This window comes from Psychromonas ossibalaenae ATCC BAA-1528 (assembly GCF_000381745.1).
Lineage (GTDB): Bacteria > Pseudomonadota > Gammaproteobacteria > Enterobacterales > Psychromonadaceae > Psychromonas > Psychromonas ossibalaenae.
Map to the genome: position 1 here is coordinate 1 of NZ_KB907034.1, position 26116 is coordinate 26116.

Here is a 26116-nt window from a genome sequence, read left to right on the forward strand (position 1 = left end):
GCGCTATGCAGCTCAGCAAGATGTACTGAATTACATCACAATGTGGTACAACAGCCAACGGATGCATTCATACCTGAATTATCAAAGTCCCAATGAATTTGAGCGTATGGCTAAACCATTAAAAGAAGTAGCTTAAAGAACTTAACTAGGGTGACTGAATTAAGTTGACCAGGTCATTTATTCTTACACCCGTCTTCGTTATCTTCTTTATTAGCAAGATTTTGTTTTTCATCGTAGCTTACTAAATCTTGTAGAGTATAACCGTCGTGGTAAGTAACGTAGTTCACTGGGCGTTTGTTTTGCCTGTTATTGAATGTGTCTTGGCTACCTGTAATATACTTAGCGAGGTTGTCTATGCTGTCTGTGCCTTTCCAGAACTCACGAACACATTGACGGTAACGATCAGAACACTCCTGATAACCAGATGAGAATCTGCCCACCTAAACCATCACGACCTAATGCGGGTACTCGGCTGCAAAAACCGTTCGAGTCACACGTAAATAGTAAATTGTCATATTTTGTAACTTGTTAAAATTCAGTGTGTTGCGTGTCAATAAACGCGGCCTGGGCAGGCTTGGTTATGGTGGTAATCAAGTAATTATTAGTCGCGTTTATAAATACAATAAAAGAGAAAACTGCTAATTCTATGATTCGCAGTTAAAGTAAAAATAGTTGTAAATTATCTATCTCGTCTGATGATGTATTGAGCAAATGACTCAAGTAACTCGGTATTATAAGGCAATTGTGATAAAGCATGAAGTGCTTCTTGATAAAGGAGTTGTGCTTTTTCCATTGCCAGTTCTAAGCCCAGTAAAGCAGGGTAGGTCGATTTATTCAGACCGATGTCAGAACCCTGTGGTTTGCCAAGAGTTTTAGTATCCCCAATGACGTCTAAAATATCATCTTGAATTTGGAATGCTAAGCCAATCGACTTTGAAAAAGTATTTAATAATTGTTGATGCAAAGCAGGCAAATCAGGTTTACTTAATGCGCCTAACTCAACGGCAACTTGTATCAGTGCCCCCGTTTTTGCATTATGAATCTTTTCTAATGTTATTAAATCTACTTGTTGATTTTCAGCCGCCAAATCTAGTGCTTGCCCTGCACACATTCCATGATCGCCGGATGCTTTGGCAAGTCGATTAATCATTTTGATCTGCGTTTGGCTATCAAACGCTTGATTAGGCATTGAGATAATGTCAAAGGCTAAACTTTGCAAAGCATCTCCAGCCAAAATGGCAGTAGCTTCATCAAATTTTTTATGACAGGTTTGCTGCCCTCTGCGCAGATCATCATCGTCCATCGCGGGAAGATCATCATGAATAAGTGAGTAAGCATGAATACACTCAACGGCACAGGCAAGTGGATCGAGACTTTTTAATGTTGAACCAAGCATTTCTCCGACGGCATAAACTAAAAATGGACGGATATGTTTTCCACCTAATAATGCGCCATAACCCATTGCGTTATTGAGTGAATCAGAAATCGGATGTGCAATATTGATATACTGGTTTAATTGTTTATTTACGCGCTGTTGGTATTGATTAAGCTTATCTGCAAATTGTTTCATATGTTTTTATTATTCCTTAAATTCTTGAAGTGGTGTCAGCACATCTTGTTGCATTAAAATATTGACTTGTTGTTGTATCTTTTACAGTTTTTGGCTATTACTTCATGCCAGAGAGATACCGCGTTCAAACTGTTTTAATGCATATTCAAAGGGTAAATCACTCTTTCTTCATGAAAAAAAGTGGTAATTCACAAAGACAGCCAGGACTTTCACCTAGCAAAAATTAAAAAATAAAAGGGGTAATGGGGCACAGTGTCACGGCAAGAGCATTACAAAAAACAACCTAACTTTGCTTTGAAATTGTTCGATAAGAACTTTAGAAAACAATGTTGCATAACAAATTAACTGTCAGAGTAAGCTCAATAATCTGAATTAGTAGCTGTTTTGAGTAATTCTCACGATTAAGTTAGACACATCAGCTCAAACCTTACGTGATAAGGGATTAAAATGCGCTAGCCGTGCATATTTACCCCTTTGCCTAAACAGATTGTTAGGATGCCACTCCGTCAATTCTATGATTTTTATAATAAAACTCCTTATCACGCTCATTAATTGCGCGTAGAACACGACAAGGATTACCTACAGCAACTACATTTTCTGGTATATCTTTGGTGACAACGCTACCTGCTCCAATAACGGAATTTTCACCAATAGAAACACCCGGCAAGACAACTGAATTTGCACCAATCCATACATTGTTTCCAATATTCACTGGAATGTTGAATTGAGTTATTTTCCATCTTAACTCCGGATCAATGGGATGCCCAGCAGTTGCGATTGTGACATTAGGACCGATCATTACATAATCACCGATAAAAATATGAGTATCATCAACCAACGTGAGATTGAAATTCGCATACACATTGTTACCTAAATGAGTATGAATTCCCCAGTTAGCCTGTAGCGGTGGCTCGATGTAACAGTTATCACCGATTTCGGCAAATAACGTTTTCATGATTTCTTGTCGTTCTCTCATTTCAGTCGGTCGAGTATGATTAAAATCATACAGCACATCCAAGCATTTAGTTTGCTCAGAAACCAGTTCATCGTCATCGCAGCAATATACTTTTTGGCTATGCATCCGCGCTTTGATATCCATATTTTTTCCTCTGATATAAATGCCTGAAGTAAGCGGCACCCTAACGCCGCAATAAACGGCAGAAAATAGTTGGCTAAAATTGTGAGGCACGAACAATAGCCAGCTTACGGCTAGCGCATTTTAATCCCAGATACTAGGGCCAACAGGCCTAAGTTCGCATCATTGTTTTAAGCTCAACTCATTGTTTTAAAATGAAATAAACAAGGAAAATGAATGTGCTTATTTAAGTCCAAAGGCACTAGTAGGGTTGATCGATAATCATCGTCTAGCCCAGCCATTTTCTTTTTACGTGCCATACTTGCTGATTTAGTATTATCTTGTTTAAACAGTGCCATTGCTATTTTCCGCATTACATTAAAAACTAATGGGCCTTGTTTTTTTACGTATTCGAGATTCATCTTTTCTAAATGTCATATCTAGCATCCGGTGCATACTTTCTACCTGCCAGTGACTGCGAACTGCATGGAGAGATTGCTCTGCATAATTTTGTTCGGATAAACCCTCTCGCTGAGTCTTATGCCACCAAGCTTCTAGTTCAGCTTGCATCCCTGATTGGTTCCCCTTGAGTGCAAGGATATAATCCGCATTTTGTTTGATAATTTGTTCGGCAATTTTTTGCTGATCTATAGCCTTGATGTAGAGCTTGTCGAGGCCGATGAAAAGACGGTCTTACAAAAATTCGCCGGTAAAAGTTTTTGTAAAACCAAGCCCTGACACCCGTAATCAGTGGCTTGCAGAGAAACAAGAAATTTTCCCGCAAGCTAGTCAGCTACAGCAAGTGATTGTTGGCTTTGGTCCTTGCAGCATTATTGCTGCGTTGTTGCTAGCGCTGATGGGCTTGGAACCTGTCGTTATTGAACGCGGCCAAGATGCTAGGCAGCGCACCAAAGATACCTGGGGCGAGGCATGATTTCCGAGAACAGTTTGTCCATTCTCAAAAAATCCCGATCGCTAATTTTCCGAGCCTGAATATAATTAACAAACAAATAAGTTTTTTCACTGTAATAGTGAAAGTTTCCACCCAAAGCTTTATTTTGTATTCGAAGTATTCAGAATGATACTAAGAAAAAGTTTTTATTTTATTATTCACTTTAACTTCTATTCTAAGTATAACATCTAAAAAAGCCCGCATTTCTGCGGGCTACGTAAATGTGTGTGATCATAAATTTTAATTTACTGTGTAGCTTCTAATATTAAACCTTTTATATCAGTATTATTAATTACACCTTCAAATTTTTCTGAACCTACACCTTCTGCAAATAATGGCACCCATGTACCAGTATGACCATAAGTATTACCTCCGTCATAATGACCTTGATTAATAAATGTATAACCAAACTTATCAGCTAAGAATGAGCCAATCATATAGTCATTGTAACGTAACGAATCACCCACATACTCCATATTTAATTTTGCTTGAATTACTTCTGTTTCCTCATCCGTAATCTCTATTCCACCATATGCAAGAGCTTCTTTAATACTTTCTAGTGTAAATTCTGTACCTTTTTCATTAAGTTTAAGCTTATATGCCATTTCAGTTGTTGATTTCTTTTGACTTCTAACTGCTTCTAAATTTCGACCAAAAACTTCTGTTGGCATCATTGCTCCAGTCTCATGATCTGCTGTAACAATAACTAAAGTGTTTCCATGTTCTTCAGCCCAATCTAGAGCATATTTAATCGCTTCATCAAATTCAATAGCTGATTTCCAAGACCATGCTGCATCACCACCATGTCCAGCGCCATCAATTTCTGAACCTTCTGACATTAGGAAGAATCCATCTTTATTTTGTGATAAAACATCAAGTGCCTTCATAGTCATTTCTTTAAGTGTTGGCTCTTCTGTTATTTCATCTTCTTCATCACGGTCTATTGCAAAAGTCATTTGATCATAATTGAATAGACCTAATAATTTATCTGTATCTGTTACATTAGCAAGTTCATCAGCAGTTGTAACATACGTATACCCCTTAGCTTTGAACTCTTTAATCATATCAACACCATTTTGTTTTTTAGGTGCAAAGTACTTAGTACCACCACCAAGTATTACATCCCATCCTGCATCATAGTAATCTCTTACAATTTCACCTTTGTCACTACGTTTTTTTACACTTGAACCAAATGTTGCTGGAGTTGCATCATATACTCCTGCAGTTGCTACAAGACCAATACTTTTGCCTTGTGCTTGTAAAGCTTCTGAAATAGATTCCAGATCATTACTCGCTGAGTCAATACCAACAGATTTGTTATTGGTTTTAGTCCCAGTAGCAATAGCAGTCCCTGCAGCTGCAGAATCTGTTACTACATTATCTGCTGAATATGTTGTAACTGCTGCAAAATTTTCCATTTTTTGCATATTAAGACTACCTTCTGTTCCGTACTCTAGTAATCTAGCCATTTCTAGTTGGCCAAAGCCCATACCGTCACCAATTAATAAAATAACATTTTTTGCTTGTGGTTGAGCAACTACTTCTGGTTTACTTGAAGAACAACCAGCAAGTATTAACGTTGTTGATACTATAAGTGACATTGAAATAATTTTTCTTTTCATTTTAATTTCCTCTTGGAATAATTTAGTTAATAATTTCTTATTTAGGTTTTAATCATATAATTAATGATATTTATAATTTTTGTCCAAGCCATCCTTTACCAAAAATGTGTTCACAAGCCAGATTTACAACCTGGCTCAGGTTGGTGATTTCCTCTTATATTTGAAGGCCGCGGAGGTGCTGCTGCCTTCTCTTTTCCAGCTGGCTTGGTTATATAATTAGCATAAATGATGCCAACACACTAAAAGTGCATATATAACAATGAGATGCGGCGCGAAAGCAAAGGGGTGACACACACTGATGCGATTGGTCGAATAAAAAATATTACTGTGTATCTGGTCTTTGTACATATTGCTAAAAATCAATTTCTAAGTCGTTTTACGCCCTGAGGATTAGATCAAGCTTTTCCTCAGTCTAATAATGGTGAACCACGATCTTTTAATGCTCTTAAATAACGTACTTCATTATATTTTTTATGATCCTTCCAACACCGATAAATAATTCTGATCCATTTGAATGCAAGCGCACGAATAGCTGATTGATGCGAGTTGCCAAATTCCCTTTTTTTAAGATAAAAAACCTTAGCCCAATACGAACTATAATTTGAATGAGAAGCCCATTCTATGAATGTTTGTCTTAAAAATTTAGGGCATTGCCAACGCCAATGTACTCATGATTTTTTACCACTGCACCCCACCTCTTCACTTATTTAGTAATTAAACCGATCTCAGATTATGTAGAGCTAAAGCGCTTAAATCATCAAATTTAACTCCAGCTTTCAAAAATGAAGTCGTCCAAGTTCTTGCCAAACATGAAAATGATATTTCAAACTGTCCCCATTGCTGTAACTGCACATTATCTAGGTGGGGGAATACGAGGCAAGAAAAATAACGTTATCGCTGTAAAAATTGCTATAAAACATTCTGCACCCTCACTGGCACAAGCTTATTTAGAATGAAAAAACCTAACAACTGATTGAAATATATAGAATGTATGTGCTTATCCAATAGTTTGAGATATGCCGCTAGCAAGTTAGATATTAATTTAAAAACGGCATTTAGGTGGCGACATCGGTTTCTAAAAAGCCCTTGTGAGCACAAACCGATTGAATTAGTTGGAATTATTGAAGCTGATGAAACTTTTGTACCTGAGAGCTTCAAAGGTTCAAAAAAAATGCCAAGAGAATCAAGCCAAATGTTAACTTAGAACTGTGTTTAAAATATCTCAGACTCTGGTTGAGTGGCGAATTCCTAGTCGTGTCTAAGGCGGTGAATATCTTGAATGCATACGTTATGGGAGTCTGGTGGTGCGGTCAACTTTGACGAAGTGGATAAACAGTGCGTTTTTCAAGCTGTGCTACCACCGCCTTGGATGAGATGAAAGAAAATGATTCGAATCTAAGAGCAATAGTTTTTATTCGGCTTATACTCCCAATTACTGGGGCTTTTTTTAATGACGAGTAATAATTTCAATATCAAGGATGGCTAATCATGAAACATTTTTTGGTGAAGTTATTCTTATTCATAAATTTGTTTATTTCCATCGCGGTTAACGCGCAGCCGCTACACTTTGTGCTACTTTCAGGCTATTATCAAGACGATTTCTGGGAACCCGTCGAGGATTTTGCACAGCAGGCAGCCAAACAATTAGATATAAAACTTTCTATTTTGTACACGAATGACTCGAAAAGAGAGATGCTTAAATTACTCTCAAAAGTAAAAGAACTCAATGCTGATGCCGTCATTTTTCCCAACTTTAGTCGGGTCGCACTGCAACTGATGAAAGAAGCAGAACAGCAACAGATTCCACTCTTATTATTCAATTCCGATCTCACAGAGCCCAACAAACAACTAGCGGGTAAACCGCAACAGAAATTTAAATATTGGCTCGCCAGCCTGCTGCCTGACGATCACCAAGCGGGATATTTATTAGGCAAACACTTAATAGAGCAAGCTCGGCAGAAAAACTTCGCTGATAAAAATGGCACGGTACAGATCATTGCCATTAAAGGCACGATTGCAGATACCCCAACGCGACTTCGTTTCGCAGGTTTAGAAAGAGCAATCAAAGAGGATGGTAATAGTAAGTTATTACAAAGTGTTTATGCTTTTTGGGATCAACAACAGGCATATTATAAAAGTCAACGTTTGTCCCTTCGTTATCCTCAAGCAAAAGTCTATTGGGCCGCCAGTGATCTGATGGCAATCGGCGTTAACAATGAGCTAACTGAAAACGGCTTAAGACAAGGTAAGGATTATCTGACCGGAGGAGTTGATTGGTCTGAAAAGGGGTTAGCAGCCATCAAACAAGGCAAAATTAGTACCTCTGCCGGTGGGCATTTTATGGATGGCGCATGGGCGGTGATCATGTTATATGATCACTTTAACGGCTCCCCCCTTAACGCAGACTCTTTTTATCAATTTCAATCACCAATGACTTTAATCACATCCTCAGATATTGATTTATTACTCCCCCATCTAGAGTCGCATGACTGGAAAAATATCAATTTCCGCTTACGCTCAAAAGTGTTTAATAAGCATTTAAAAGAGTATGATTTCTCTCCAGCTTCTATATTAGAGGAGCTCCGCAAAGCGCAAGATTAATATTTATAATACCGGTTTATCAAAACCAAAATGCAGATAGGTTCTATTTGTTGTGGCCAGTTAATTTTGGTCACTGAATTGTAGTTTTGTAAGGCGCCCACTAAAGCAGACATTATGTCACCTGATACAGTGAATGAACGAGTTGAAGTTTGATCATTTATTCATTAACAAGTGGCTTGCTTAATCCCCACCATGTAACAATTTTATTTGAAATATAAAGTCACATCCCTAAAGTTAACCGCTTGTATTACTTCTAAAAGGGCTGTTGAAGAAAGTACTTAGTATATTAGCTTTTAATCCCTGCTTAGCCCAAATCAGGTGCCCACTTACAAGCTCATAGATAACGGTCATATAGTCATGGCCCTAGCTTTAGCCACTTCATCACCAATCTCTTTCAGGTCAGGTATAAACCACCATTCATCTGGCAAAATAGAACGGTATATCGAGTTCCTTTAGCAACAAACTCGCAACTCACGCCATCATAAGTGTTGAAACCGCACCTATCCCCCGTAATACAGTAAAGGTTTTTAATTCTACTTCTAGCAATATTGTGTGTCTTAATAGAATGAAATGTGACGTATCCAATTGTAATGTATTGACTTTTTGTGTGTTGGCACTGTTTTTGCTCTTTGTAATAGCAACGGTAGCTGTTTTGTAATGATGACACACTGTTTTTACCCTACCTCGATCGTGATGGCTGGGGGGATTTTTAATCGATCTACAAGATGTTATGAAAATGCTTGAACTTTGCCAAGGTGCGCCAAATATAGATAAGGCAACGATGCTTCAAAAAGAAGAGCCATTAGCTGATTATTTAAATTAGAGTGTTTAAGGTGAAGATTTTGCAAAATAAAACGAGTGAAGATTATTTCCTAAATAGCGCACTTCATTACGCATATAAAAAAGGAGTTACACGTGAAAAAGCTCTTGAGTTCATTCTTGTTGAACTTTCAAATATTAAAGATAAAGCTTTTTAACAAAAAGTTGATGAAGAAATGAAATCGACTAAACCAAGGTTCTTTAGCTATGCTTTAGTTCCTTAAACACAGCAACATTCGTAATTTTATTATTGCAAAATAAAATTATTCGTTATTACGTTGCTATGATTAAATTTCTTAATCACTGCAATAAAAATACCCATAACTTATCATAAATGAAGGTGTTTCCATGTATCAAAAAACAGTCACTATCACTGCGCCAAATGGCCTACATACTCGTCCAGCCGCTCAATTTGTAAAAAAAGCGAAATCTTTTGCATCTGACATTTCTGTAGAAGTAGGTAATAAATCTGCGAGTGCTAAAAGCTTATTTAAACTACAAACTTTAGGCTTAATTCAAGGTACAACTGTAAATATCAAAGCTGAAGGTGCTGACAAACAAAAAGCGGTTGAAACGCTAGTTGAACTAATGGCGACGCTTGTATAGTCATTAATAGTTAGTAATACGTATTATTTGGATTTTCAGTTAGTATTTTAAAGGATAGATTATGATATCTGGTATTCTTGCATCACCAGGCATAACATTTGCAAAAGCACTGTTATTACAAGAAGATGAAATCTCTCTCAACACGGATAAAGTTGAAGATATTGATAAGGAAGTTACTAGCTTCCTAGATGGACGTGAAAAGGCTGCAGCTCAACTTGAAGTTGTTAAACAAAAAGCGTTAGAAACATTTGGTGAAGAAAAAGAGGCTATCTTTGAAGGGCATATTATGCTCCTTGAAGATGAAGAGCTAGAAGAAGATATCGTAGCCTACATTAAAAAACATAACTGCTCTGCAGACTTTGCAATTCACAATATTGTTGAAGAAAATGCAAACATGCTGCAGGAGCTAGAAGATCCGTATCTACGTGAACGTGCTTCTGATTTCCGTGATATCGGAAGCCGTTTACTTAAAAATGTGTTAGGTATTGAAATTGTTAACTTAAGCAATATTGCTGAAGAAGTTGTATTAATTGCTAACGATTTAACACCGTCAGAAACAGCACAAATTAACCTTGATAAAGTACTGGGTTTTATCACCGATATCGGTGGTCGTACATCTCATACTTCAATCATGGCGCGATCGCTTGAAATTCCTGCCATTGTCGGTACTAATGACATTACTAAACGTGTTGAAAATGGTGATTTAATCATTTTAGATGCGCTTAATAATAAAGTCATTATTAATCCGACTGAAAAAGAACTTGCAGAAACAAAAGCAATTAAAGCTTCGTTCTTAGCTGAAAAAGAAGAACTGGCTAAATTAAAAGACCTACCAGCAATGACCCTTGACGGTCATCACGTTGAAGTTTGCTCAAATATTGGTACTGTAAAAGATACTGAAGGTGCAAAACGCAACGGCGCTGAAGGCGTTGGTCTATACCGCACTGAATTTTTATTCATGGACCGTGACCAATTACCAACGGAAGAAGAACAATTCGCAGCTTATAAAGAAGTTGTAGAAGCGATGGAAGGTCAAGCTTGTATTATCCGTACTATGGATATCGGCGGCGATAAAGACTTACCTTATCTTGATCTGCCAACGGAAATGAATCCTTTTCTAGGCTGGCGCGCAATCCGTATCTGTTTTGACCGACCAGAAATTATGAACCCGCAATTACGAGCTTTATTGCGTGCATCTGCATTCGGTAAAATCCGTATTATGTTCCCGATGATTATCTCTGTAGAAGAAATTCGTCGACTTAAAACAATTCTTGCTGTACTTAAAACTGAGCTTACTGCTGAAGGTGTTGCTTATGATGAGAATGTCGAAATTGGTGTGATGATTGAAACACCTGCAGCAGCAGCTATCGCTCATCATTTGATTAAAGAAGTCGAATTCTTTAGTATCGGCACCAACGATTTGACACAATACACACTTGCTGTAGATCGCGGTAACGAACTTATCTCTGATCTGTACAACCCAATGACACCTTCTGTACTTAGCATTATCAAAACCGTGATTGATGCTTCGCATGCGGCAGGAAAATGGACTGGTATGTGTGGTGAATTAGCGGGTGATGAACGTGCTACATTACTGCTTCTTGGTATGGGGCTTGATGAATTTTCTATGAGTGCAATCTCAATCCCGACTGTTAAAAAGATTATTCGTAATGCGAATTTCTCAGATGTAAAAGCGCTAGCTGATAAAGCATTGTCAGTGGCTACTGCAGCTGAAATTGAAGCTCTGGTTAGTGAGTTTGAGTCCCCAATTTTGTCGAAAGCAATGCGATAAACATCGAATGCTTGGGGGCGAGATTCGTATAAAATGAGTGCATGTCTACGCATCAGTATTAACGATGTTTGTAGACATGCACTCCTTTTATAAAGGGGCACATAACACCTTATGTTTTTACTGATGCCTCTAAAAGCGTGGCCAAATTAACTCTGCCACTACACTACCTTATAGTTTGTAAGCCAAGAAGCATTGCCTGTATTTTTCTATTATTAGTTATCCTGCTATTTAAACGCATCAACAACTTGTTGCCTGAAACTTCCTACAATATCGAAATATCGATCGTGTGATTCAGTGAAACGGTTATCCGATTCGCTTATTAGGCTATTGCCCGTTTCATTACTTTCAAAATTCCATTCAGCTAGTTTAAAGTTTATGTCTGAGGATAATCCTTTAGAAGAGTTATCTGTTAGCTCACTGGGAGATATGTTGCTATCTTTCATATCTTCACGAATGATTAAATTTTGCTCTGGTATCTCTTGATTAATTCTATTCGCATATTCAGCTAAATTAGGCTCGGCAAATGTGTATAACCAAGCCTCTTGATTGCCACCATAATTCACTCTAAGGATACGGCCTAGTACTTGTCTGAAATACAGTTCCGTTTTAACTCTGCTTAGGTGGCAGCATACTTGAAGGCGTGGAATATCAGTCCCTTCACTGACCATTCCAACACTTACAATCCATTCGGCATCGCTGTGCCTGAAATGATTTATCGCACTGGCAGCTTCGTTATGTTTATAAGTGACTAAAACTGCATTTTTATTGAACTCATTGGATAATATTGAGAATAGTCTTGTTGCGTGCTCAACTGATGATGCGACGATTAATCCGGCAGCATTCGTTTTTTCTCTACGGATTTCTTCAAGTTTTTTTATGCCGTTTTGAAGCAAGTACTTCATACATTTTTCATCATTAACGGTTGGCCATTTACCTCTAATACATAAGAGCTCCAGGGCAACCCAAATAACACAACAGGTATTTTTGCTTTATTAATTAATGTTTTGATCCAATCTGCAATATCATAAACAACCTGATTGCTTTTCGTTTCAATAGAATGTTGGAACTCATCAAGAATAATTAACTCAACGCCTGTTGCTTTTAATAGAATTACAAGTCGATCGGTTAACTGGTCTGTATCAGCCCCCGTTCCACTTAATGGATCTCCTAAATCCCTTAAAAGTTGTGAAACAACGGGTTTAGGATGCTTTGCTTTTGGAAGTAGGCTAACTAAAACTGGAATTTTAGTTCTATCAGCTTCCTCAATTCTTGGGTGTGAAGCACAATACCTTTTGATAAATTCAGATTTACCTGTACCAGTTTCACCTCTAACCAAAATACATATAGGTTCGCACTCATATTCTAATAATTGTGAATATTCACGCGACTCACTAATGTCTTCTAAAATTCTCTTTATACGGGTAGTCGTGACAAATATTTCGTTAACTTTTTTTAGCTTATATTTAATATCATCCACTGTTTTCACCTGAAAAATCTAAATCATCTGTAAATTCGTTATTAGTGCCATCAAAGTCTGATACAGGCACAATATTGGCATTATCTTTTGGGGGATTTTTAAGTTGGGGCTTAGGTATACCTGAACTTGTTTTTAGGAAGCCATCAACCAATGAGCCTTTTGTTGTGCCATCTTCCTGTAGGCCTATATTTTGATATCTTGCTAAGCGTTGTTTTGAAGCTATTTTATGAGAATTAGAGAAGCTCATTTCCCGCTCAACAATCTCCATTATTTTAATTCTCGCCTTTGCAATAGACTCAATATCTATTTTTGATTCTTGCTGTAATTTAGCAACTTTCATATGTTTTTTGTGTTGGTATAATGAAAGGTTTTTTGCATAGTTTTGGTATACGGCTTCAACTTTAAAATATTTTTTTGTCACCTCATTTAATACATATATCTCTCCTAAATTATCCCTTGAGCGTTTGAATTTAATTTTTCCAAAACCATATTTAGAACGATATTTTGTTAATTTTTCAGAGTCGTAAACAATATAGTCTTTGATTATTCCTGTATTACCTAAGTGTGCAGAAAAGGATTCAGAGATAATTAATTTTAATTTTTCTGGGGCTTCAATAACTATGGGGACTTTATCAAGATCCTCTTTCCATACTTCCTTTGGAATGATTTTTTTTCTAGTGCGAACTTCACACTGATAAATATCAATCACCCAAATATGAAAAATCTTCATAAAAGCACTCATTGAAATCACAGCATTTTTTTCAGGATGATAATCTATGGAATCATATATTTTCACCATAACTCTACCTGGTTTATCGTTTAATAATTGCTGATTTAATGTCTTGAAATAGCTTTCGACAGAGCCCTTATACCATGGGTGCTTTCCTGGATTATGTTGAATGATGATATTCAAATCATTACAAGCATCCTGAAAAGCTATACTTCTAAATTCTTTACCTCTATCAGTTGCAATTACCGCAGGTCTACCGGCGCATAACCATGTATTTTGAATTTCAGGATACTCTTCTTTGACATAAGACTTTGATGACATTGCGTGTTGTAACGCTTTCGAAACACTTAAATAACTAGGGTTTTCAAAACCAATGTAAAAGCCTAATATACTTTTAGATTTATAATCCAATAAAACAGTAACCCATGGCCTCCCCCATACCATTTTAGTTTTATCATCAACCACAAATAAGTCTAACTGTGTATGATCAATTTCTGTACGCTGAAGGATTAGTTCGACATCCCTTACTGCTTTACTTTGTCTAAAAACAGTCTTCGCTACTCTTTTTCCTTTCCTAGCCTCCAATAACTCTGCGGGGGCTTCTATAGCAAGACGCGCAGTAAATGCAGGTATACTGGGAACTTTAAGTTTTAATTGCTTGGAAAGGAATGAGTTATCATTTTCAATTAATGTCTTCATATACTCATGTGATGAATTAACATGAGGGCAAGTATCATTTTTAAAATGTTCAATAGCTAATTGAATATATGGTTCAACTTGGGGCTCAACTTTTGCCTTATAATTACCTTTATATTCATGTTTAGGGAGTAACCCTCTTATGCTAAATCCTGAGGAAATATATGAATTTAGCCAACGATTTAATGTACGAACAGAGGGGGGGAGAGCTTTAGCTGATTTCGTCACTGAATCGATAATAGGCTGAGTGTATCGCGCAGTGTAATATTTTGGTTTCTGTTCAATAACAGCAGATATATATTTATAACGCCTTCTTGCTTCAATTTTATCCTTTTCAGAATAATCAGAAAAACTGCGGGAAAGTGGAGCACATAACTCACGCTCATCTTTATTTTCAGGAATTATTTGAGCTTTTTCAGTAAGGATAAGTTCATTAAAATCTATTCGTTTTCTAGTTGATTCAATAAGAGTTAAGTTATCTCGTAGTCGTATGTATCTATTATCAGCCCCTAGAATTTCAAACGTTGTTGTTATTTCTTCATGAGTAACGGTAATGAAGTCTCCAATTTTGTAGTTATCATTCATTTGTTCCACCATTTAATTACCGTATTAATACTTATGATTTCACTTTCCATTTCAGCTAACAGAGTCTGATCCCAGATGAGTTTGTAAATTTGCTGAAAGTCAGAGTTTCGAGATTCTTGTCTAACTAACTCTAATATGGTGAGTTCTCTATTATTTGTTAAATAAGACTTAATAAAGAGGAGAAATTCAGGCTCAAGAACGATTTTTGAAAATTTATAAAGCAGGCATAGGTTTTCATATTTATAGCGCTTAAGAATAAAAGAATCAGTTATGAGGAAAAGGTCTTTACCAAGTTCTTGAGCCGCTTTCTTCTGTATTTCAAACCTCGATTTAAACTCTTTATCTCTCAAAATATCTTTTTCAAATTTAATTTCGTAATAACAAGAAGAGGTTACATAAAATACTTCAAAGTCTGGTGTATAAGTATGCTTGGCTTTATTAAGCCAATATGAAAACCCTAGAGGCTGAGCTTCATATTTTATTACTTCTTTGTCGAATTCAAGGTAGTAACAAAAATCAGCTTCAAGCGGACTTTCTGTAATTACGGGGGCAGTGTCAGATTTTATAGATGGGAACTTAGTAATACTCTTCGATAGAAGATTATTTAAATTTCGTTTTTGGGGGCTTATTTTTCTATTCATTTATACCTCCGCACTGCTATAGGTATAGTAGTGCGGAGATAATATGTCAATTTATGCTTTCTATCTTATGACAGCTTATGCTTTATAAATGACAACTTATGCTTTATTCAATAAAAATTTTAAAACAATTTTCAGCTGCTATTCTTTACCGTAAACGTTGTTTTCCTGCTCTAGAACGCGGATAAATGTGGTACGTTTGGTCAGCTCTTTTAATTTAGCAGCACCCACATAAGTACAGGTTGAACGTACGCCGCCCATAATATCCTGAATAGTGTTACCTACACTGCCGCGGTAAGGCAGCAGAACTGTTTTACCTTCAGCTGCACGGTAATTAGCAACACCGCCTGAGTGTTTATCCATCGCACTTTTAGATGACATACCGTAGAACTTCATGAATTTTTCGCCGTTTTTCTCGATAATTTCGCCGCCGCTTTCAGTGTGACCTGCCAACATGCCGCCAAGCATTACAAAATCTGCACCGCCACCGAAAGCTTTAGCAACATCACCTGCACAGCTGCAGCCGCCGTCTCCGATAATGCTGCCGCCTAGCCCGTGCGCCGCATCTGCACACTCAATAATGGCAGACAGCTGCGGATAACCAACACCTGTTTTAACACGAGTAGTACAAACTGAGCCCGGGCCGATACCCACTTTAACAATATCAGCACCGGCTAAAATTAATTCTTCAACCATATCGCCGGTAACAACATTACCAGCAGTGATCACTTTATCAGGGAAAGCAGCACGTACTTTACCTACGTATTCAACCAGATGTTCAGAGTAACCATTTGCGATATCGACACAGATAAACATGATATCTTCAGATAATTCCATGATATCGATGGTTTTTTGGAAGTCTTTTTCAGATGTGCCGGTAGACACCATGACATTTTTAATCACGCTGCTGTCAGCAGTTGCGACAAAATCTGCCCAGTCGGCAACTGTGTAATGTTTGTGGATTGCAGTTAACACACCATGTTCAGCAAGGGATGCAGCCATAGCAAAACTACCCACTGAATCCATATTAGCAGCAACGATTGGTACACCGCTCCACTTACGACCGCTATGCTTGAACGTGTATTCTCGAGCTAGTTCAACTTGTGAACGGCTCTTTAGAGTAGAACGTTTTGGACGGAAAAGGACATCTTTAAAACCTAACTTTAAATCTTGTTCAATACGCATAACTGTTTCCTAAATTTATCTCAAAAAATATAAACAATTTGGTTTTGATTTACTGGCAAAAAACGGCAGGCAAAAAAAAACCGGGGAACTTTTATAAGCGCCCCGGTTGAAAGCAGTATAGGGAGAAAAATATTTTACACAAGCGATATTTTATCAAACTGTTGTTGATGAAAAATTAAAACAATATGATAAAAGCCTGTTATTTATTTATAGATTCCCAGCCTCTGTTGGAATTTATTCTGCCCTCTAGTTCGATTAAATTATTGCACTGAAAACAAATACATTAGTTTTACTTTTAGATTATTAAAGACACTTTGAAGCGAGTTTTCTTTTCTAAAATTATAATTTATCTGCTGACTTACCAGCGTGATCGGTATGATCTGTGACAGCTTCTACACGTTGAATTCACCTGCTTTAACGCTTTTTCTACCGCACTTTTATCTTTGCTTTTAATGCCCTGTTCAAGTGCGGAATAATGGGCCTGCATCACGCTTAATTTTTTATTAAAATCATCTGAATTTTTCCAGATACTTTCTTTGGCTTTACTATTTTCGGCACTGCCGGACGGAAACAATTGAATTAACGAATTACTCAATTCAACTAGTTCTACACTGCGTTTTTCCAATAAAACCCAGTCGCTGTCAGACCGAGCCAGAACATCTTCAATCTGCTCATTATATTCTTCAATAGCGGAAAAAGCAGCCTGACGGCTTTCGATTTCACTGCTGAAATCCTGAGAAGCGTAAAGCCAGGCAGGGGAAAATAAAAGAGTAATTAGGGTTATACCTGTTAAATATTTCATCGCTTTTTTCCTGTTTGTTTTAGTGGTTCATTCAATGGTCTCTGTGAATAGAATTCAATTTACATGGCAACTGTTGTGTGCGCAACTGTTTTTGTGTAAATTATGTCTGTCGCAATCAATTGCTGGCGGAATTTGTCCCGTAAATACATTTAAGGAGTAGTAAAATGAAAGTTTGGGATTTACCAACGCGGTTATACCACTGGTTACAGGCGCTGCTGTTTGCTGCTTTAATTATTAGCGGGAATCAGGGGCAGGGACCTCATGTTCAACTCGGGCTGGCTTTGTTTACTTTGTTATTATGGCGTGTTTTATGGGGAGCCCTGGGCAGCCAGACCAGCCGTTTTACTGATTTTATCTCTTCACCTAAAAGCTTATTCTCTTATTTTCGCGGGAAGCAGGGGCACAAAGCTGGCCATAACCCTGCCGGAGGCTGGATGGTTGTATTAATGCTGCTGAGCTTATTATTACAATGCCTGTCTGGTTTAGTGCTTGGCGGGTTTGCAGATAATCTGCCTTATGTCGATTTATGGTTAACCGATAGTGTGTTCAGCTTTGTTGAGCTGTTACATGTTGTACTTGCGAAACTGCTGCCGATACTGATTGTAGTGCATTTACTGGCAATATTGTTTTATAAGCTGCGTTCGAAACCGCTGGTCTGGGCTATGGTAACAGGCTATCAGAAACATTTATCGGCCGGCTCTGTCTATTTTGTTTCAAATAAGCGTGCATTATTGCTGTTAGTTGTCTCGGTATTAGTTACTATCGCAATAGTTGTTTTGTCATAATATTTAAGAGAAAAGATGAATAAGAAATTTGATCGTCAGTCCAGCTTCGGCTGGTTAATTAATGTGGTTGCCAGTCAGGCATCTAAAAAGTTTGAAACTGAGCTGAAAAAGCACGGTTTAACGATTGCGCTCTGGCCTCCGCTGATGTGTTTATGGGAAGAAGAGGGCATTAATCAAAGTGAAATTGCCAAGAAGTCAAAAGTTGAAAATTCAACTACCACCCGTACGCTGGATAAGCTGGTGGCGTTGGGGCTGGTTGAGCGAAGAGATGATCCGCACAGCCGCCGGGCTTTCCGTATTTATTTAACTGATAAAGGGCGTGCTTTGAAAGAGGTCTTATTACCGATCCCGGTGGCGGTTAATCAAGATCTGCTTAATACACTGGATGATGATGAGCAGAAAGAGATGATCCGTCTGCTGCAGAAGCTGGTCGCAAAGGTATAAATAGATGAGCATATTAACGACAATAACAACTGAAAAATTGACTAAGTTTGTGTATCTGATCGGCACTATTATGTAGATACCCGTTATCATTCAAGATGCAAAAATCAGCAAGTCGAGAGGTGGACAGCTTCTAGGCGTGAAGGTGAAGATCTAGCGGGCTAAATCGAAACTTCACAACAACGAAGATGTTTGCCTCGCGGCTTGCCCTGCGGGTCGCCAGCTCGAAAACCAATACTGCGTTGCAGCATTCGATAAGGGCTAACCATTGTCATCATGCTGCGTCTTGTCTTGGTGTCCTAGCTGGCGACTGATAAATGCATTTTGATTGGTAACGGGTATATAGGCGGCATTTTATCGCATATTGTTATCTCTGCGGTATTAGGAGAGACTGATCTGCAGGCGGTTTATTACACCGCTGTGTATAAAGAAGAGAGCGCTTATATTCTCATTTTGCCTGGGCTGGCTCTGAAACTGTTGTCAGCTTTTGTTATGGCGCGTTCTTATCAGATAAAACCTCTGTGGTTAAAAGTACAGTTTGCCTGCATGGCATTTTTAACCATTAATGCTTTTGTATTTCTAGTCCCTATGATGCCGGAGCTTCGTGAACTGGCCGCGCAGAATATTGAACTTGGATATTTGAGCGACATATATCAAAGCAGGGCACATACCGAGATGTTAATTGGTATCTCAAATGTTGTTCCCTTGATACTGGTGTTAGTTTTAGGCATTTTCGGTCCCCAAAGGCCCTAAAAACAGCAAGACCTTTTTTGTGCCTGCAGAAAGGGTCTGTTAGTGAACGCTGAACTGTGTCTCAGATCACTTGCTGTTACATAGTTAGCTTTGTAAACTGTTTATCCCTTTCCCAAACACCTGATCTAAACCTATGGCTACCATTAAAGATGTCGCAAAACGTGCAGGTGTTTCTACAGCAACCGTTTCTCGTGTTATCAATAACAGCACTTATGTTGAACCGGTTACCCAGGAACGGGTTCAAAAAGCGATGCGTGAGTTAAATTATCAGCGCGATGCTCGAGCCGTGGCATTAGCCAGCCGTTCTAATAATACCCTGGGATTATTAACCGGCAATCTTGCCGATCCTTTTTTTGCTTTACTGGCTAAAAGTGTTGAGCAGGTAACTCGTAAACACGGCCGCCAGCTGGTAGTGGTCAGCGGCGGACATAATGCGCAGCGCGAGCAGGAAGGATTGAATTTCCTGATCAGCCAGGGGTGTGAAGCAATGGTTGTGCATTCGACAATGCTTGATGATCGAACCCTGCTTCGTTATGGTGCGCAGCTGCCGGCCATGGTATTAATCAATCGTACTATCCCGCAGCTGGCTAACCGCTCAGTATGGGTAGATAACTGCGCTGCCGTCAGTAGATCTGTTGAGCATTTAATTGCGGAGGGACATCGTAAAATAGCCTGTGTAACCAGCGATCTGCCTATTGCCGACCGATCTGAACGTCTTGAAGGTTATTATCAGGCGATGACGGCCGCTAACATTAAAGTGCCTCAGAACTGGGTTATCAATCAGCCGTTCAGCGAAGAGGGTGGGGAAGCTGCTGGAAAACTGCTTATTCAGCAGTGTCCGGAAGTGACGGCGGTGGTGACTTTTAATGATGTGATGGCGGCGGGGCTGATGGCTTGTCTGCATGAGCAGGGATACAGGGTGCCCGACGATTATTCTGTGATTGGTTTTGATGATGTGCTGCTGGCGCGTTATCTTTATCCTCGTCTTTCTACTGTGCACAATCCTATCGATTTGATGTCGCATCATGCTGCTGAGTTAGCACTGCAGCTGGCAGATGGTATTAATTTAGCGCAGTCGACAAACTGTTTTGAAGCCCAGCTAGTGTGCCGGCAGACGGTTGCAGCACCGCGTGGTTAATTACTTATTCAGTTTGATCTGCGCATGTAAACTTTTTTATCACACTATTTATGAGACTGCTGTCACATGTAATGTTGCCATGTAATCGCTTACATGGAATGTATGTCTGGATCTCATTTTCAGCTGATGCCCCCCCTTATTATGACGTTATTAAAACACCCGAAAACAAAAATTATGTACGATTTTGAGAGGAAAATAAGATGACTAATAATAAGGCGTTGCCGTCTTTAGCATTAGCGATTGCACCAATCGCTGTGATGTTCGGCTTACTGGTAATCGGTTATGGTATATTAGGTTTACGTATCGAAGCGCTTTTACTGGTGTCGGCAGTTTTTACTGGTGGTATAGCTTATAAGATGGGCTACAGCTGGGATCAAATAATGGGGGCTATCGTTGACAAGCTTGCCAAAGCGATGCCGGTAATATTAATTCTTGTCTCGGTGGGCGGTTTAATTGCCAGCTGGATGGTTGGCGGCACGATCCCCTTTATGGTTTATTGGGGCTTAAAAGTAATCAGCCCTGAATATATCTTAATTGCAGCTTTCTTTGTTACTTCAGTTGTGTCGGTTTGTACGGGCACGTCATGGGGCTCTGCTGGAACGGTTGGTGTTGCTTTGATGGGCGTTGCTGCTGGTCTTGATGTCTCTTTAGCTGCCGCCGCCGGTGCGGTGGTGTCCGGCGCATATTTCGGCGACAAACTGTCCCCTCTTTCTGACTCGACTAACTTCGCGCCGATTGTTTCCGGCACGACGCTTTATGAGCATATTCAGCATATGCTCTACACCACCATACCCGGTTTTATTATTGCGTCTATTGTGTTTTTTGTCGCCGGTCAGCACGGTGCCGCTGATACGGTCAGTGAACCGCAGAAAGTAATCGATATCCTTGCCGGTATTGAAAGCCTGTATAACCTTAACATTGTATTAGCACTGCCTCCGGTGCTTATCCTTTGGGGCGCGATAGCCAAAAAACCGGTATTACCGTTAATGCTGTCGGCATCGGCACTGGGCCTTGTTTTAGGTATGACGGTTCAGGATTTCAGCCTGCAGCAGGGGTTTGAAGCCTACGTAAATGGATTTAATATTAGTATGTTAAGTGCTAACGGCCATGTAGTCGACGGACTTGTACCAGACATTGCGCAGCTGCTTAACCGCGGCGGTTTAGCATCAATGATGAGCACTATCCTGCTGGTTTTCTGCGCTTTCTCTTTTGCCGGTATTCTCAGCTTAACCGGTGCTTTAAATGTGGTTCTCGGACGCTTCCTACACCTGATCCACAGTACCGGACAGTTAATTCTTTCCACCGTTGCCGCAACCTTGACTGTTGTATTTACCACTGCTGACGGTAAGTTAGCACTGCTTATCCCGGGCGAGTTGTTTCAGGGAGCTTACCGCAAGATGGGACTCGATACGAAAAACCTGTCTCGTACTATTGAAGACGCTGGAACTATTATTGAACCGCTGGTTCCCTGGACAGCTGCCGGTATTTACATGGCAAGTACATTAGGTGTTTCAACACTGGATTATTTACCCTGGGCTGTGCAGTGTTATACCGGCGTTATATTCGCACTGATTTTCGGTTTTTCAGGTGTCGGTATTGCAAAAGCGAAACCTGCTTCGCCAGAAGCTTCAGCAGAAAACATCTCTTTTGCAGCGGTTAAATAAGGTAAATGTAATGAAAAAATATTTTGATAAAGTAACTGACCGTCGCGGCAGCGGATCTTTAAAATGGGATTTTATGGAGAACAAGCTGGGGCTGAACAGCCCGGATCTGCTTCCTATGTGGGTATCCGATTATGATTTTAAAGCCCCGCCTGCAGTACTGGACGCATTACAAACCCGTATTGAGCATGGTGTTTTTGGTTACGCTGAACGTGATCCGGATTATTACCAGGCGGTGATAAACTGGTATAAAGATCAGTACAATATCAGGCTGCGTAAGTCCTGGATCACCACAGTTCACGGTGTACTGCCGGGTCTGTCGATTATGATTCAAATGCTTACTAAAGTCGGTGACAGCGTTATTATGCAGACCCCGGGTTACGGGTCGTTCCGTAAGATAAGCGCACTCAATGAGCGTAATATCCTGGAAAATCCACTGCGCGAAGAAAACGGTCATTACACTATGGACTTGGAACATTTAGAGTCATGCTTTATTGCTGGCGCTAAAATGATGATTTTATGTAATCCGCATAATCCTGTCGGACGTGCCTGGTCTGAAAATGAAATTATTTCTGTTGCACAGCTGTGTCATAAGTACGATGTCTACCTGCTAAGTGATGAAATCTGGGGCGACTTAATGATGCCCGATCATCACTATTATTCAGCGCTGTCTTTACCGAATGAGCTGCAGCAGAAGCTGGTAGTAGCAACAGCCGCTAGTAAGACTTTTGGTTTATCATCAATGCGCATCTCAAACTTTATGATTGCTAATGAGTCCTTACGAGGTCAGTTTACTCAGCGTCTTGATGCGCACGGCATGGATGTTTATAACAGCATGGCAATGTGTGCGGCAACAACTGCTTATCAGACCTCTGCAGAGTGGCTTAGTGAACTAAAAAGTTATCTGCACAGTAATATAGAATACTTAAATGATTTTATCTGTCGTGAGTTACCGCAGCTGCAGTTTCATCCGCCTCAGGCCGGTTACCTTGCCTGGGTTGATTGCCGCCAGCTTAATGTCAGTGATCAGCAGTTAGAAAGCCAGCTTGTGAGTGCCGGTATTGTACCAAGTATGGGAACTGCATTCGGAGATGTCGGCAAAGGTTTTATCCGCCTGAACCTCGGCTGCCCGAGAGAAACACTAATCGAAGCCTGTACACGCTTAAAAAAAGCATTAGGCTGATTTAAGCTTAAAACGGCAGGTTTCTTCCTGCCGTTTTTGTCTAATCTATTTCATCACTAATTCAGCCGCCCGTCGTAAACGTGTAATATGAAAGCGCTGTCAGTCAGCGTTGAATACGTTATCGGCCCAGAAGTATTCTTTGTTAATGTCCTGTGCGATCTAAAGCAAAGCCAGTGCATCTTTGCATCATCAAAACAATAAGTTATGATTTATTATTAAATTGATAAGTTTTTGAAATGCAACTTGCAGAAGGTGATAATCATATGGTTAATCAAAAATGGCTGCTGACATTTATGAGCCTGGCAGAAACTAGGCATTTTACTTTGACTGCGGAGAAGCTGCATATGACCCAGCCTGGGGTAAGTCAGCATATTCACAAGCTAGAAGCCCAGCTGCAGACACCGCTGCTGCATCGTTATGGTAAACAGTTTGAGTTAACGCTGGCGGGTGAAAAACTTTATGCTTATGGATTACAAGCTCAGGCACTGCACACAGAGCTGGCGCAGAGTATTGAGCTGGATGATCCGCTGCAGGGGCAGTGTCGAATTGCCTGTTCAGGCGCTTTAGCTATGTATCTATATCCATTTTTTTTAAATTACCAAAGCCGCCATCAGGGCATTAGTATTTCACTGGAGGCCGCGCCGAACCAGAATATTATTAATGATTTGTTAGAGAACAAAACAGATATCGGCATAGTTACCCAGGAGCAGTTTTCTGAGCAGTTAACTCAGACTTATGTAGGGGAGCAGGCGCTGCAGTTAGTACTGCCTAAGCAGTATGAAAACGAGAATATCAGTTTTGACTTTCTTAATTCTCTGGGATTTATTAACCATCCTGACGGTTTTCATTTTCTCGAGAAAGTGCTCAAAGCAAACAACTTCAGCGACTACAAAAACCGTGAAAATGTACACATTAAAGGTTATATCAACCAGTTAAGTCAGATACTTTCACCTGTTTCTAAAGGACTGGGTTATACGGTATTACCGGCCAGTGCCGTTGCGCAGTTTGAATCAGTAGATATGCTGAGTATTGCCGCCTTAGAGTTTAAAGTGAGTGAAAAGCTATATTTAACTAAAAAGAGGCATCGGGAGTTACCCGCTAGATATCAGTGGTTTGAACAGAAAATAAAAGATCTGCTTGGAAACTGAAACTTATTCGCTGATGTAACGATTGTAACGTTTTGAAATTTCAACCATTTCTGGCATTGCTGAGCTGGGAATTATTGCCCCTGGATATTGGATTACTTTACCGGCTAATTCATGTCCGAATTCAGCAGCTTGTTTAGCCGTTCCTGTATTTAAACGCACTGCAAGATAGGCGGCGGCAAAGCTGTCCCCGGCCCCGTTGCGGTCAATAACCTTATCTACCCGCTTTGGAGTAACCATAGACACACTGTCGTAATTAATTACCAGTGATGCGCCTCTGCCGCGTTTAATTACAACCTCGCTGACATTGTACTCTTTACAGCGATCGATTATTTCTGCAGTACTTTGATCTTCAAATACCGTAAAGTCGTTTTCTTCACTGATTAAGGCAATATCGGTTAGGGTTAAAATATCTTTATAGGATTTTTTAGCTTCAACACTAGACCAGAGGTGCTGCTGATAATTATTGTCAAAGATTATTTTGCCGCCGAATACTTTGAAATTCATTAATAAAGTTAGTAAATATTCTCTGCATGACTGCGGCAAAAAAGCCAGACTATTGCCGCTGAGATAAAAATAATCAAATTGATCAAGCTGCTGTTCAAGTTTTGTCAGGCCGCGTCTGAAATAATATTTTGCAGCACTGTCGTTTCGCCAGTAGGAAAATGAAAGTTCACCAAACAGATCGCTTTCAATCAGAGATAAACCGGGATGTTTATCATCAAACTGACTGACCAGCAGGGTATTGATGCCTTCATCCTGCCAGCTTTCTATTAATTCGTTACTGACTGCATCGCTGCCCATTGCCGTTGCATAAAAGACCTCTACAGGCTCTAAATGAGCCTGATCTTTCACTAATCGAGATAAATATAGAGCGGTATTAAGTGTATCTCCTGAAAAAGTTCGCTGTATCGGCTGACCGCTTAATTCGATTACGCACTCACCAAAAAATGCAATTTTCATTCTGCAGCTCCAGTTGATAATTTACTGGAGAGTATTTTGCTGATCGCATACGGCATATCAGCTTCAACGATTAAATTAGCATCCATACTATATCTGGTCCTGAACCCTCTTTAAGGGGCTTTTAAATACATTGACGGATAATTGAAAATGTAAACTTGTTAGAATTACTTATATACCCATGATACTTCAAGATGCAAAGTCAGCAAGGCAAATTATGCCGAGATGTTAGGCATAAAATTGAAGTATAGTTATTCTACATAGAGATTTTATAACAACGCAGATTGGTGTAAGTTGCCTTGCCCTACGGGGCGTTAGCTCGAAAACCAGCCCTGCGTTGCAATAATCGAAAAGTGAATAACAATTACCTCATATTGCGCCTTGCTCTGGTATCCGAGCTAACGCCTGACAAAGCATCTTGAGGTAACATGGGTATATATGTATCACACTTTTTAGTTTATATGTTGCATTTGTCATAAATTATGACTTGGTTTTGTATCGCTAAGCGAGCTTGATCAACAATTTGCGCCTAGTTTATAAAACCTTGATAGGAAATGTGTTTTTCAGCTAATGATTTTTATATCGAAAAAAATGCATAACTGTTTTTAATATTACATTTTTGACGCCGTACTTTTTTTAATTTTTTGAAAGGGTAGTGGCATTTTGTTTTCTACTAAGTATTATGCTTTATAGGTATAAATGCCGTAATATTAATGATTTACATTGACATTGCGCCTATTATTTAAACGCTTGGTTTTAATGTATCAAATAGTGCTTGCTAAGGTAATGTGATCTGTATATCATTCGCCGCACTTAAACGGACGCGAGATGGAGCAGCTTGGTAGCTCGTCGGGCTCATAACCCGAAGGTCGTAGGTTCAAATCCTGCTCTCGCAACCAA

The 26116-nt window shown here is 39.4% G+C and carries 24 protein-coding genes, 1 tRNA gene and 2 pseudogenes; 14 read left to right on the forward strand and 13 right to left on the reverse strand.

Annotated features, from left to right (window positions below; all coding sequences use genetic code 11):
* Positions 1-136: IS3 family transposase (locus G327_RS26970; protein WP_157601258.1), on the forward strand; the 136-nt coding region annotated here is incomplete at its 5' end.
* A 37-nt stretch (positions 137-173) separates the two neighbouring features.
* On the opposite strand, the gene G327_RS26975 is transcribed toward G327_RS26970, so the two are convergent.
* The 4 genes and pseudogenes from G327_RS26975 to G327_RS26710 all read right to left on the reverse strand — a co-directional run.
* On the reverse strand, positions 174-440 hold the full coding sequence (locus G327_RS26975; RefSeq protein ID WP_019616887.1) for a hypothetical protein: 267 nt from the start codon (positions 438-440) through the stop codon (positions 174-176).
* Between the two features lie 239 nt (positions 441-679).
* On the reverse strand, positions 680-1570 hold the full coding sequence (gene ispA / locus G327_RS0121590; protein WP_019616888.1) for a (2E,6E)-farnesyl diphosphate synthase: 891 nt from the start codon (positions 1568-1570) through the stop codon (positions 680-682).
* Positions 1571-2060: 490 nt separating this feature from the next.
* Positions 2061-2669 carry a sugar O-acetyltransferase gene (locus G327_RS0121595; protein ID WP_019616889.1) on the reverse strand — a complete coding sequence of 203 codons (609 nt, stop codon included), beginning with the start codon at positions 2667-2669 and terminating at the stop codon, positions 2061-2063.
* 173 nt (positions 2670-2842) lie between these two features.
* Positions 2843-3290: pseudogene (locus G327_RS26710) on the reverse strand (hypothetical protein); the annotation flags it as partial.
* Between the two features lie 34 nt (positions 3291-3324).
* Here G327_RS26710 and G327_RS0121605 point away from each other — a divergent pair.
* Positions 3325-3579, forward strand: a complete 255-nt coding sequence (locus G327_RS0121605; RefSeq protein ID WP_019616890.1) for a hypothetical protein — start codon at positions 3325-3327, stop codon at positions 3577-3579.
* Between the two features lie 263 nt (positions 3580-3842).
* On the opposite strand, the gene G327_RS0121610 is transcribed toward G327_RS0121605, so the two are convergent.
* Both G327_RS0121610 and G327_RS27445 read right to left on the reverse strand, forming a co-directional pair.
* Entirely contained in the window at positions 3843-5219 is a 1377-nt protein-coding gene (locus G327_RS0121610; RefSeq protein ID WP_019616891.1) for an alkaline phosphatase, read from the reverse strand.
* 407 nt (positions 5220-5626) lie between these two features.
* A pseudogene (locus G327_RS27445) lies at positions 5627-5887 on the reverse strand (IS110 family transposase); the annotation flags it as partial.
* An 820-nt stretch (positions 5888-6707) separates the two neighbouring features.
* Between G327_RS27445 and G327_RS0121620 the strand changes: the two are divergent.
* The 4 genes from G327_RS0121620 to ptsI all read left to right on the forward strand — a co-directional run bounded on the left by G327_RS0121620 (position 6708) and on the right by ptsI (position 11037).
* Positions 6708-7820, forward strand: a complete 1113-nt coding sequence (locus tag G327_RS0121620; RefSeq protein WP_019616893.1) for an ABC transporter substrate-binding protein — start codon at positions 6708-6710, stop codon at positions 7818-7820.
* 842 nt (positions 7821-8662) lie between these two features.
* Positions 8663-8797 carry a hypothetical protein gene (locus G327_RS27575; protein WP_019616894.1) on the forward strand — a complete coding sequence of 45 codons (135 nt, stop codon included), beginning with the start codon at positions 8663-8665 and terminating at the stop codon, positions 8795-8797.
* Between the two features lie 190 nt (positions 8798-8987).
* Complete coding sequence (locus G327_RS0121630; protein ID WP_019616895.1) at positions 8988-9245, forward strand: HPr family phosphocarrier protein; 258 nt, start codon at positions 8988-8990, stop codon at positions 9243-9245.
* A gap of 61 nt (positions 9246-9306) precedes the next feature.
* A complete protein-coding gene (gene ptsI, locus G327_RS0121635) occupies positions 9307-11037 on the forward strand; it encodes a phosphoenolpyruvate-protein phosphotransferase PtsI (RefSeq protein WP_019616896.1) in 1731 nt (576 codons plus the stop codon).
* 224 nt (positions 11038-11261) lie between these two features.
* Here ptsI and G327_RS27615 read toward each other — a convergent pair whose 3' ends face one another.
* The 6 genes from G327_RS27615 to G327_RS0121665 all read right to left on the reverse strand — a co-directional run bounded on the left by G327_RS27615 (position 11262) and on the right by G327_RS0121665 (position 17150).
* Entirely contained in the window at positions 11262-11939 is a 678-nt protein-coding gene (locus G327_RS27615; RefSeq protein ID WP_019616897.1) for a helicase-related protein, read from the reverse strand.
* Complete coding sequence (locus tag G327_RS25385; RefSeq protein WP_019616898.1) at positions 11936-12514, reverse strand: TniB family NTP-binding protein; 579 nt, start codon at positions 12512-12514, stop codon at positions 11936-11938. The genes G327_RS27615 and G327_RS25385 overlap by 4 nt, the downstream gene beginning before the upstream one ends.
* A complete protein-coding gene (locus G327_RS0121650; RefSeq protein ID WP_019616899.1) occupies positions 12507-14525 on the reverse strand; it encodes an integrase catalytic domain-containing protein in 2019 nt (672 codons plus the stop codon). Before G327_RS0121650 ends, G327_RS25385 begins: the two co-directional genes overlap by 8 nt.
* On the reverse strand, positions 14522-15166 hold the full coding sequence (locus G327_RS0121655; RefSeq protein ID WP_019616900.1) for a TnsA endonuclease N-terminal domain-containing protein: 645 nt from the start codon (positions 15164-15166) through the stop codon (positions 14522-14524). The genes G327_RS0121650 and G327_RS0121655 overlap by 4 nt, the downstream gene beginning before the upstream one ends.
* Positions 15167-15304: 138 nt before the next feature.
* Positions 15305-16348, reverse strand: coding sequence for a GMP reductase (locus tag G327_RS0121660; RefSeq protein ID WP_019616901.1), 1044 nt, complete (start codon positions 16346-16348; stop codon positions 15305-15307).
* Positions 16349-16706: 358 nt separating this feature from the next.
* Positions 16707-17150, reverse strand: a complete 444-nt coding sequence (locus tag G327_RS0121665) for a c-type cytochrome (RefSeq protein ID WP_019616902.1) — start codon at positions 17148-17150, stop codon at positions 16707-16709.
* Between the two features lie 164 nt (positions 17151-17314).
* Between G327_RS0121665 and G327_RS0121670 the strand changes: the two genes are divergently transcribed.
* The 7 genes from G327_RS0121670 to G327_RS0121700 all read left to right on the forward strand — a co-directional run bounded on the left by G327_RS0121670 (position 17315) and on the right by G327_RS0121700 (position 24259).
* Positions 17315-17935, forward strand: coding sequence for a cytochrome b/b6 domain-containing protein (locus G327_RS0121670; protein ID WP_019616903.1), 621 nt, complete (start codon positions 17315-17317; stop codon positions 17933-17935).
* A gap of 15 nt (positions 17936-17950) precedes the next feature.
* Entirely contained in the window at positions 17951-18379 is a 429-nt protein-coding gene (locus tag G327_RS0121675; protein ID WP_019616904.1) for a MarR family winged helix-turn-helix transcriptional regulator, read from the forward strand.
* Positions 18380-18700: 321 nt separating this feature from the next.
* Positions 18701-19129, forward strand: coding sequence for a hypothetical protein (locus tag G327_RS0121680; RefSeq protein ID WP_019616905.1), 429 nt, complete (start codon positions 18701-18703; stop codon positions 19127-19129).
* Between the two features lie 133 nt (positions 19130-19262).
* Positions 19263-20267, forward strand: coding sequence for a LacI family DNA-binding transcriptional regulator (locus G327_RS0121685; RefSeq protein WP_019616906.1), 1005 nt, complete (start codon positions 19263-19265; stop codon positions 20265-20267).
* Between the two features lie 200 nt (positions 20268-20467).
* Positions 20468-21931 (forward strand): Na+/H+ antiporter NhaC, encoded by a 1464-nt coding sequence (nhaC, locus tag G327_RS0121690; RefSeq protein WP_019616907.1) that lies wholly within the window; start codon positions 20468-20470, stop codon positions 21929-21931.
* A 10-nt stretch (positions 21932-21941) separates the two neighbouring features.
* On the forward strand, positions 21942-23111 hold the full coding sequence (locus G327_RS0121695) for a MalY/PatB family protein (RefSeq protein ID WP_019616908.1): 1170 nt from the start codon (positions 21942-21944) through the stop codon (positions 23109-23111).
* Positions 23112-23347: 236 nt separating this feature from the next.
* Complete coding sequence (locus tag G327_RS0121700; protein ID WP_019616909.1) at positions 23348-24259, forward strand: LysR family transcriptional regulator; 912 nt, start codon at positions 23348-23350, stop codon at positions 24257-24259.
* A gap of 3 nt (positions 24260-24262) precedes the next feature.
* Here the strand turns inward: G327_RS0121700 and G327_RS25390 are convergent, their stop codons facing one another.
* A complete protein-coding gene (locus tag G327_RS25390; protein WP_019616910.1) occupies positions 24263-25219 on the reverse strand; it encodes a sugar kinase in 957 nt (318 codons plus the stop codon).
* 819 nt (positions 25220-26038) lie between these two features.
* Between G327_RS25390 and G327_RS0121715 the strand changes: the two genes are divergently transcribed.
* Positions 26039-26115, forward strand: a tRNA-Met gene (locus G327_RS0121715).
* Position 26116 lies beyond the last annotated feature (1 nt).

What these genes read in the sequence shown, in the direction of transcription:
- ispA (WP_019616888.1), bottom strand. Translation starts at nt 1,570, where the DNA reads ATGAAACAATTTGCAGATAAGCTTAATCAATACCAACAGCGCGTAAAT.
- G327_RS0121595 (WP_019616889.1), bottom strand. Translation starts at nt 2,669, where the DNA reads ATGGATATCAAAGCGCGGATGCATAGCCAAAAAGTATATTGCTGCGAT.
- G327_RS0121605 (WP_019616890.1), top strand. Translation starts at nt 3,325, where the DNA reads ATGAAAAGACGGTCTTACAAAAATTCGCCGGTAAAAGTTTTTGTAAAA.
- G327_RS0121610 (WP_019616891.1), bottom strand. Translation starts at nt 5,219, where the DNA reads ATGAAAAGAAAAATTATTTCAATGTCACTTATAGTATCAACAACGTTA.
- G327_RS0121620 (WP_019616893.1), top strand. Translation starts at nt 6,708, where the DNA reads ATGAAACATTTTTTGGTGAAGTTATTCTTATTCATAAATTTGTTTATT.
- G327_RS0121630 (WP_019616895.1), top strand. Translation starts at nt 8,988, where the DNA reads ATGTATCAAAAAACAGTCACTATCACTGCGCCAAATGGCCTACATACT.
- ptsI (WP_019616896.1), top strand. Translation starts at nt 9,307, where the DNA reads ATGATATCTGGTATTCTTGCATCACCAGGCATAACATTTGCAAAAGCA.
- G327_RS27615 (WP_019616897.1), bottom strand. Translation starts at nt 11,939, where the DNA reads ATGAAGTACTTGCTTCAAAACGGCATAAAAAAACTTGAAGAAATCCGT.
- G327_RS0121650 (WP_019616899.1), bottom strand. Translation starts at nt 14,525, where the DNA reads ATGAATGATAACTACAAAATTGGAGACTTCATTACCGTTACTCATGAA.
- G327_RS0121655 (WP_019616900.1), bottom strand. Translation starts at nt 15,166, where the DNA reads ATGAATAGAAAAATAAGCCCCCAAAAACGAAATTTAAATAATCTTCTA.
- G327_RS0121660 (WP_019616901.1), bottom strand. Translation starts at nt 16,348, where the DNA reads ATGCGTATTGAACAAGATTTAAAGTTAGGTTTTAAAGATGTCCTTTTC.
- G327_RS0121665 (WP_019616902.1), bottom strand. Translation starts at nt 17,150, where the DNA reads ATGAAATATTTAACAGGTATAACCCTAATTACTCTTTTATTTTCCCCT.
- G327_RS0121670 (WP_019616903.1), top strand. Translation starts at nt 17,315, where the DNA reads ATGAAAGTTTGGGATTTACCAACGCGGTTATACCACTGGTTACAGGCG.
- G327_RS0121675 (WP_019616904.1), top strand. Translation starts at nt 17,951, where the DNA reads ATGAATAAGAAATTTGATCGTCAGTCCAGCTTCGGCTGGTTAATTAAT.
- G327_RS0121685 (WP_019616906.1), top strand. Translation starts at nt 19,263, where the DNA reads ATGGCTACCATTAAAGATGTCGCAAAACGTGCAGGTGTTTCTACAGCA.
- nhaC (WP_019616907.1), top strand. Translation starts at nt 20,468, where the DNA reads ATGACTAATAATAAGGCGTTGCCGTCTTTAGCATTAGCGATTGCACCA.
- G327_RS0121695 (WP_019616908.1), top strand. Translation starts at nt 21,942, where the DNA reads ATGAAAAAATATTTTGATAAAGTAACTGACCGTCGCGGCAGCGGATCT.
- G327_RS0121700 (WP_019616909.1), top strand. Translation starts at nt 23,348, where the DNA reads ATGCAACTTGCAGAAGGTGATAATCATATGGTTAATCAAAAATGGCTG.
- G327_RS25390 (WP_019616910.1), bottom strand. Translation starts at nt 25,219, where the DNA reads ATGAAAATTGCATTTTTTGGTGAGTGCGTAATCGAATTAAGCGGTCAG.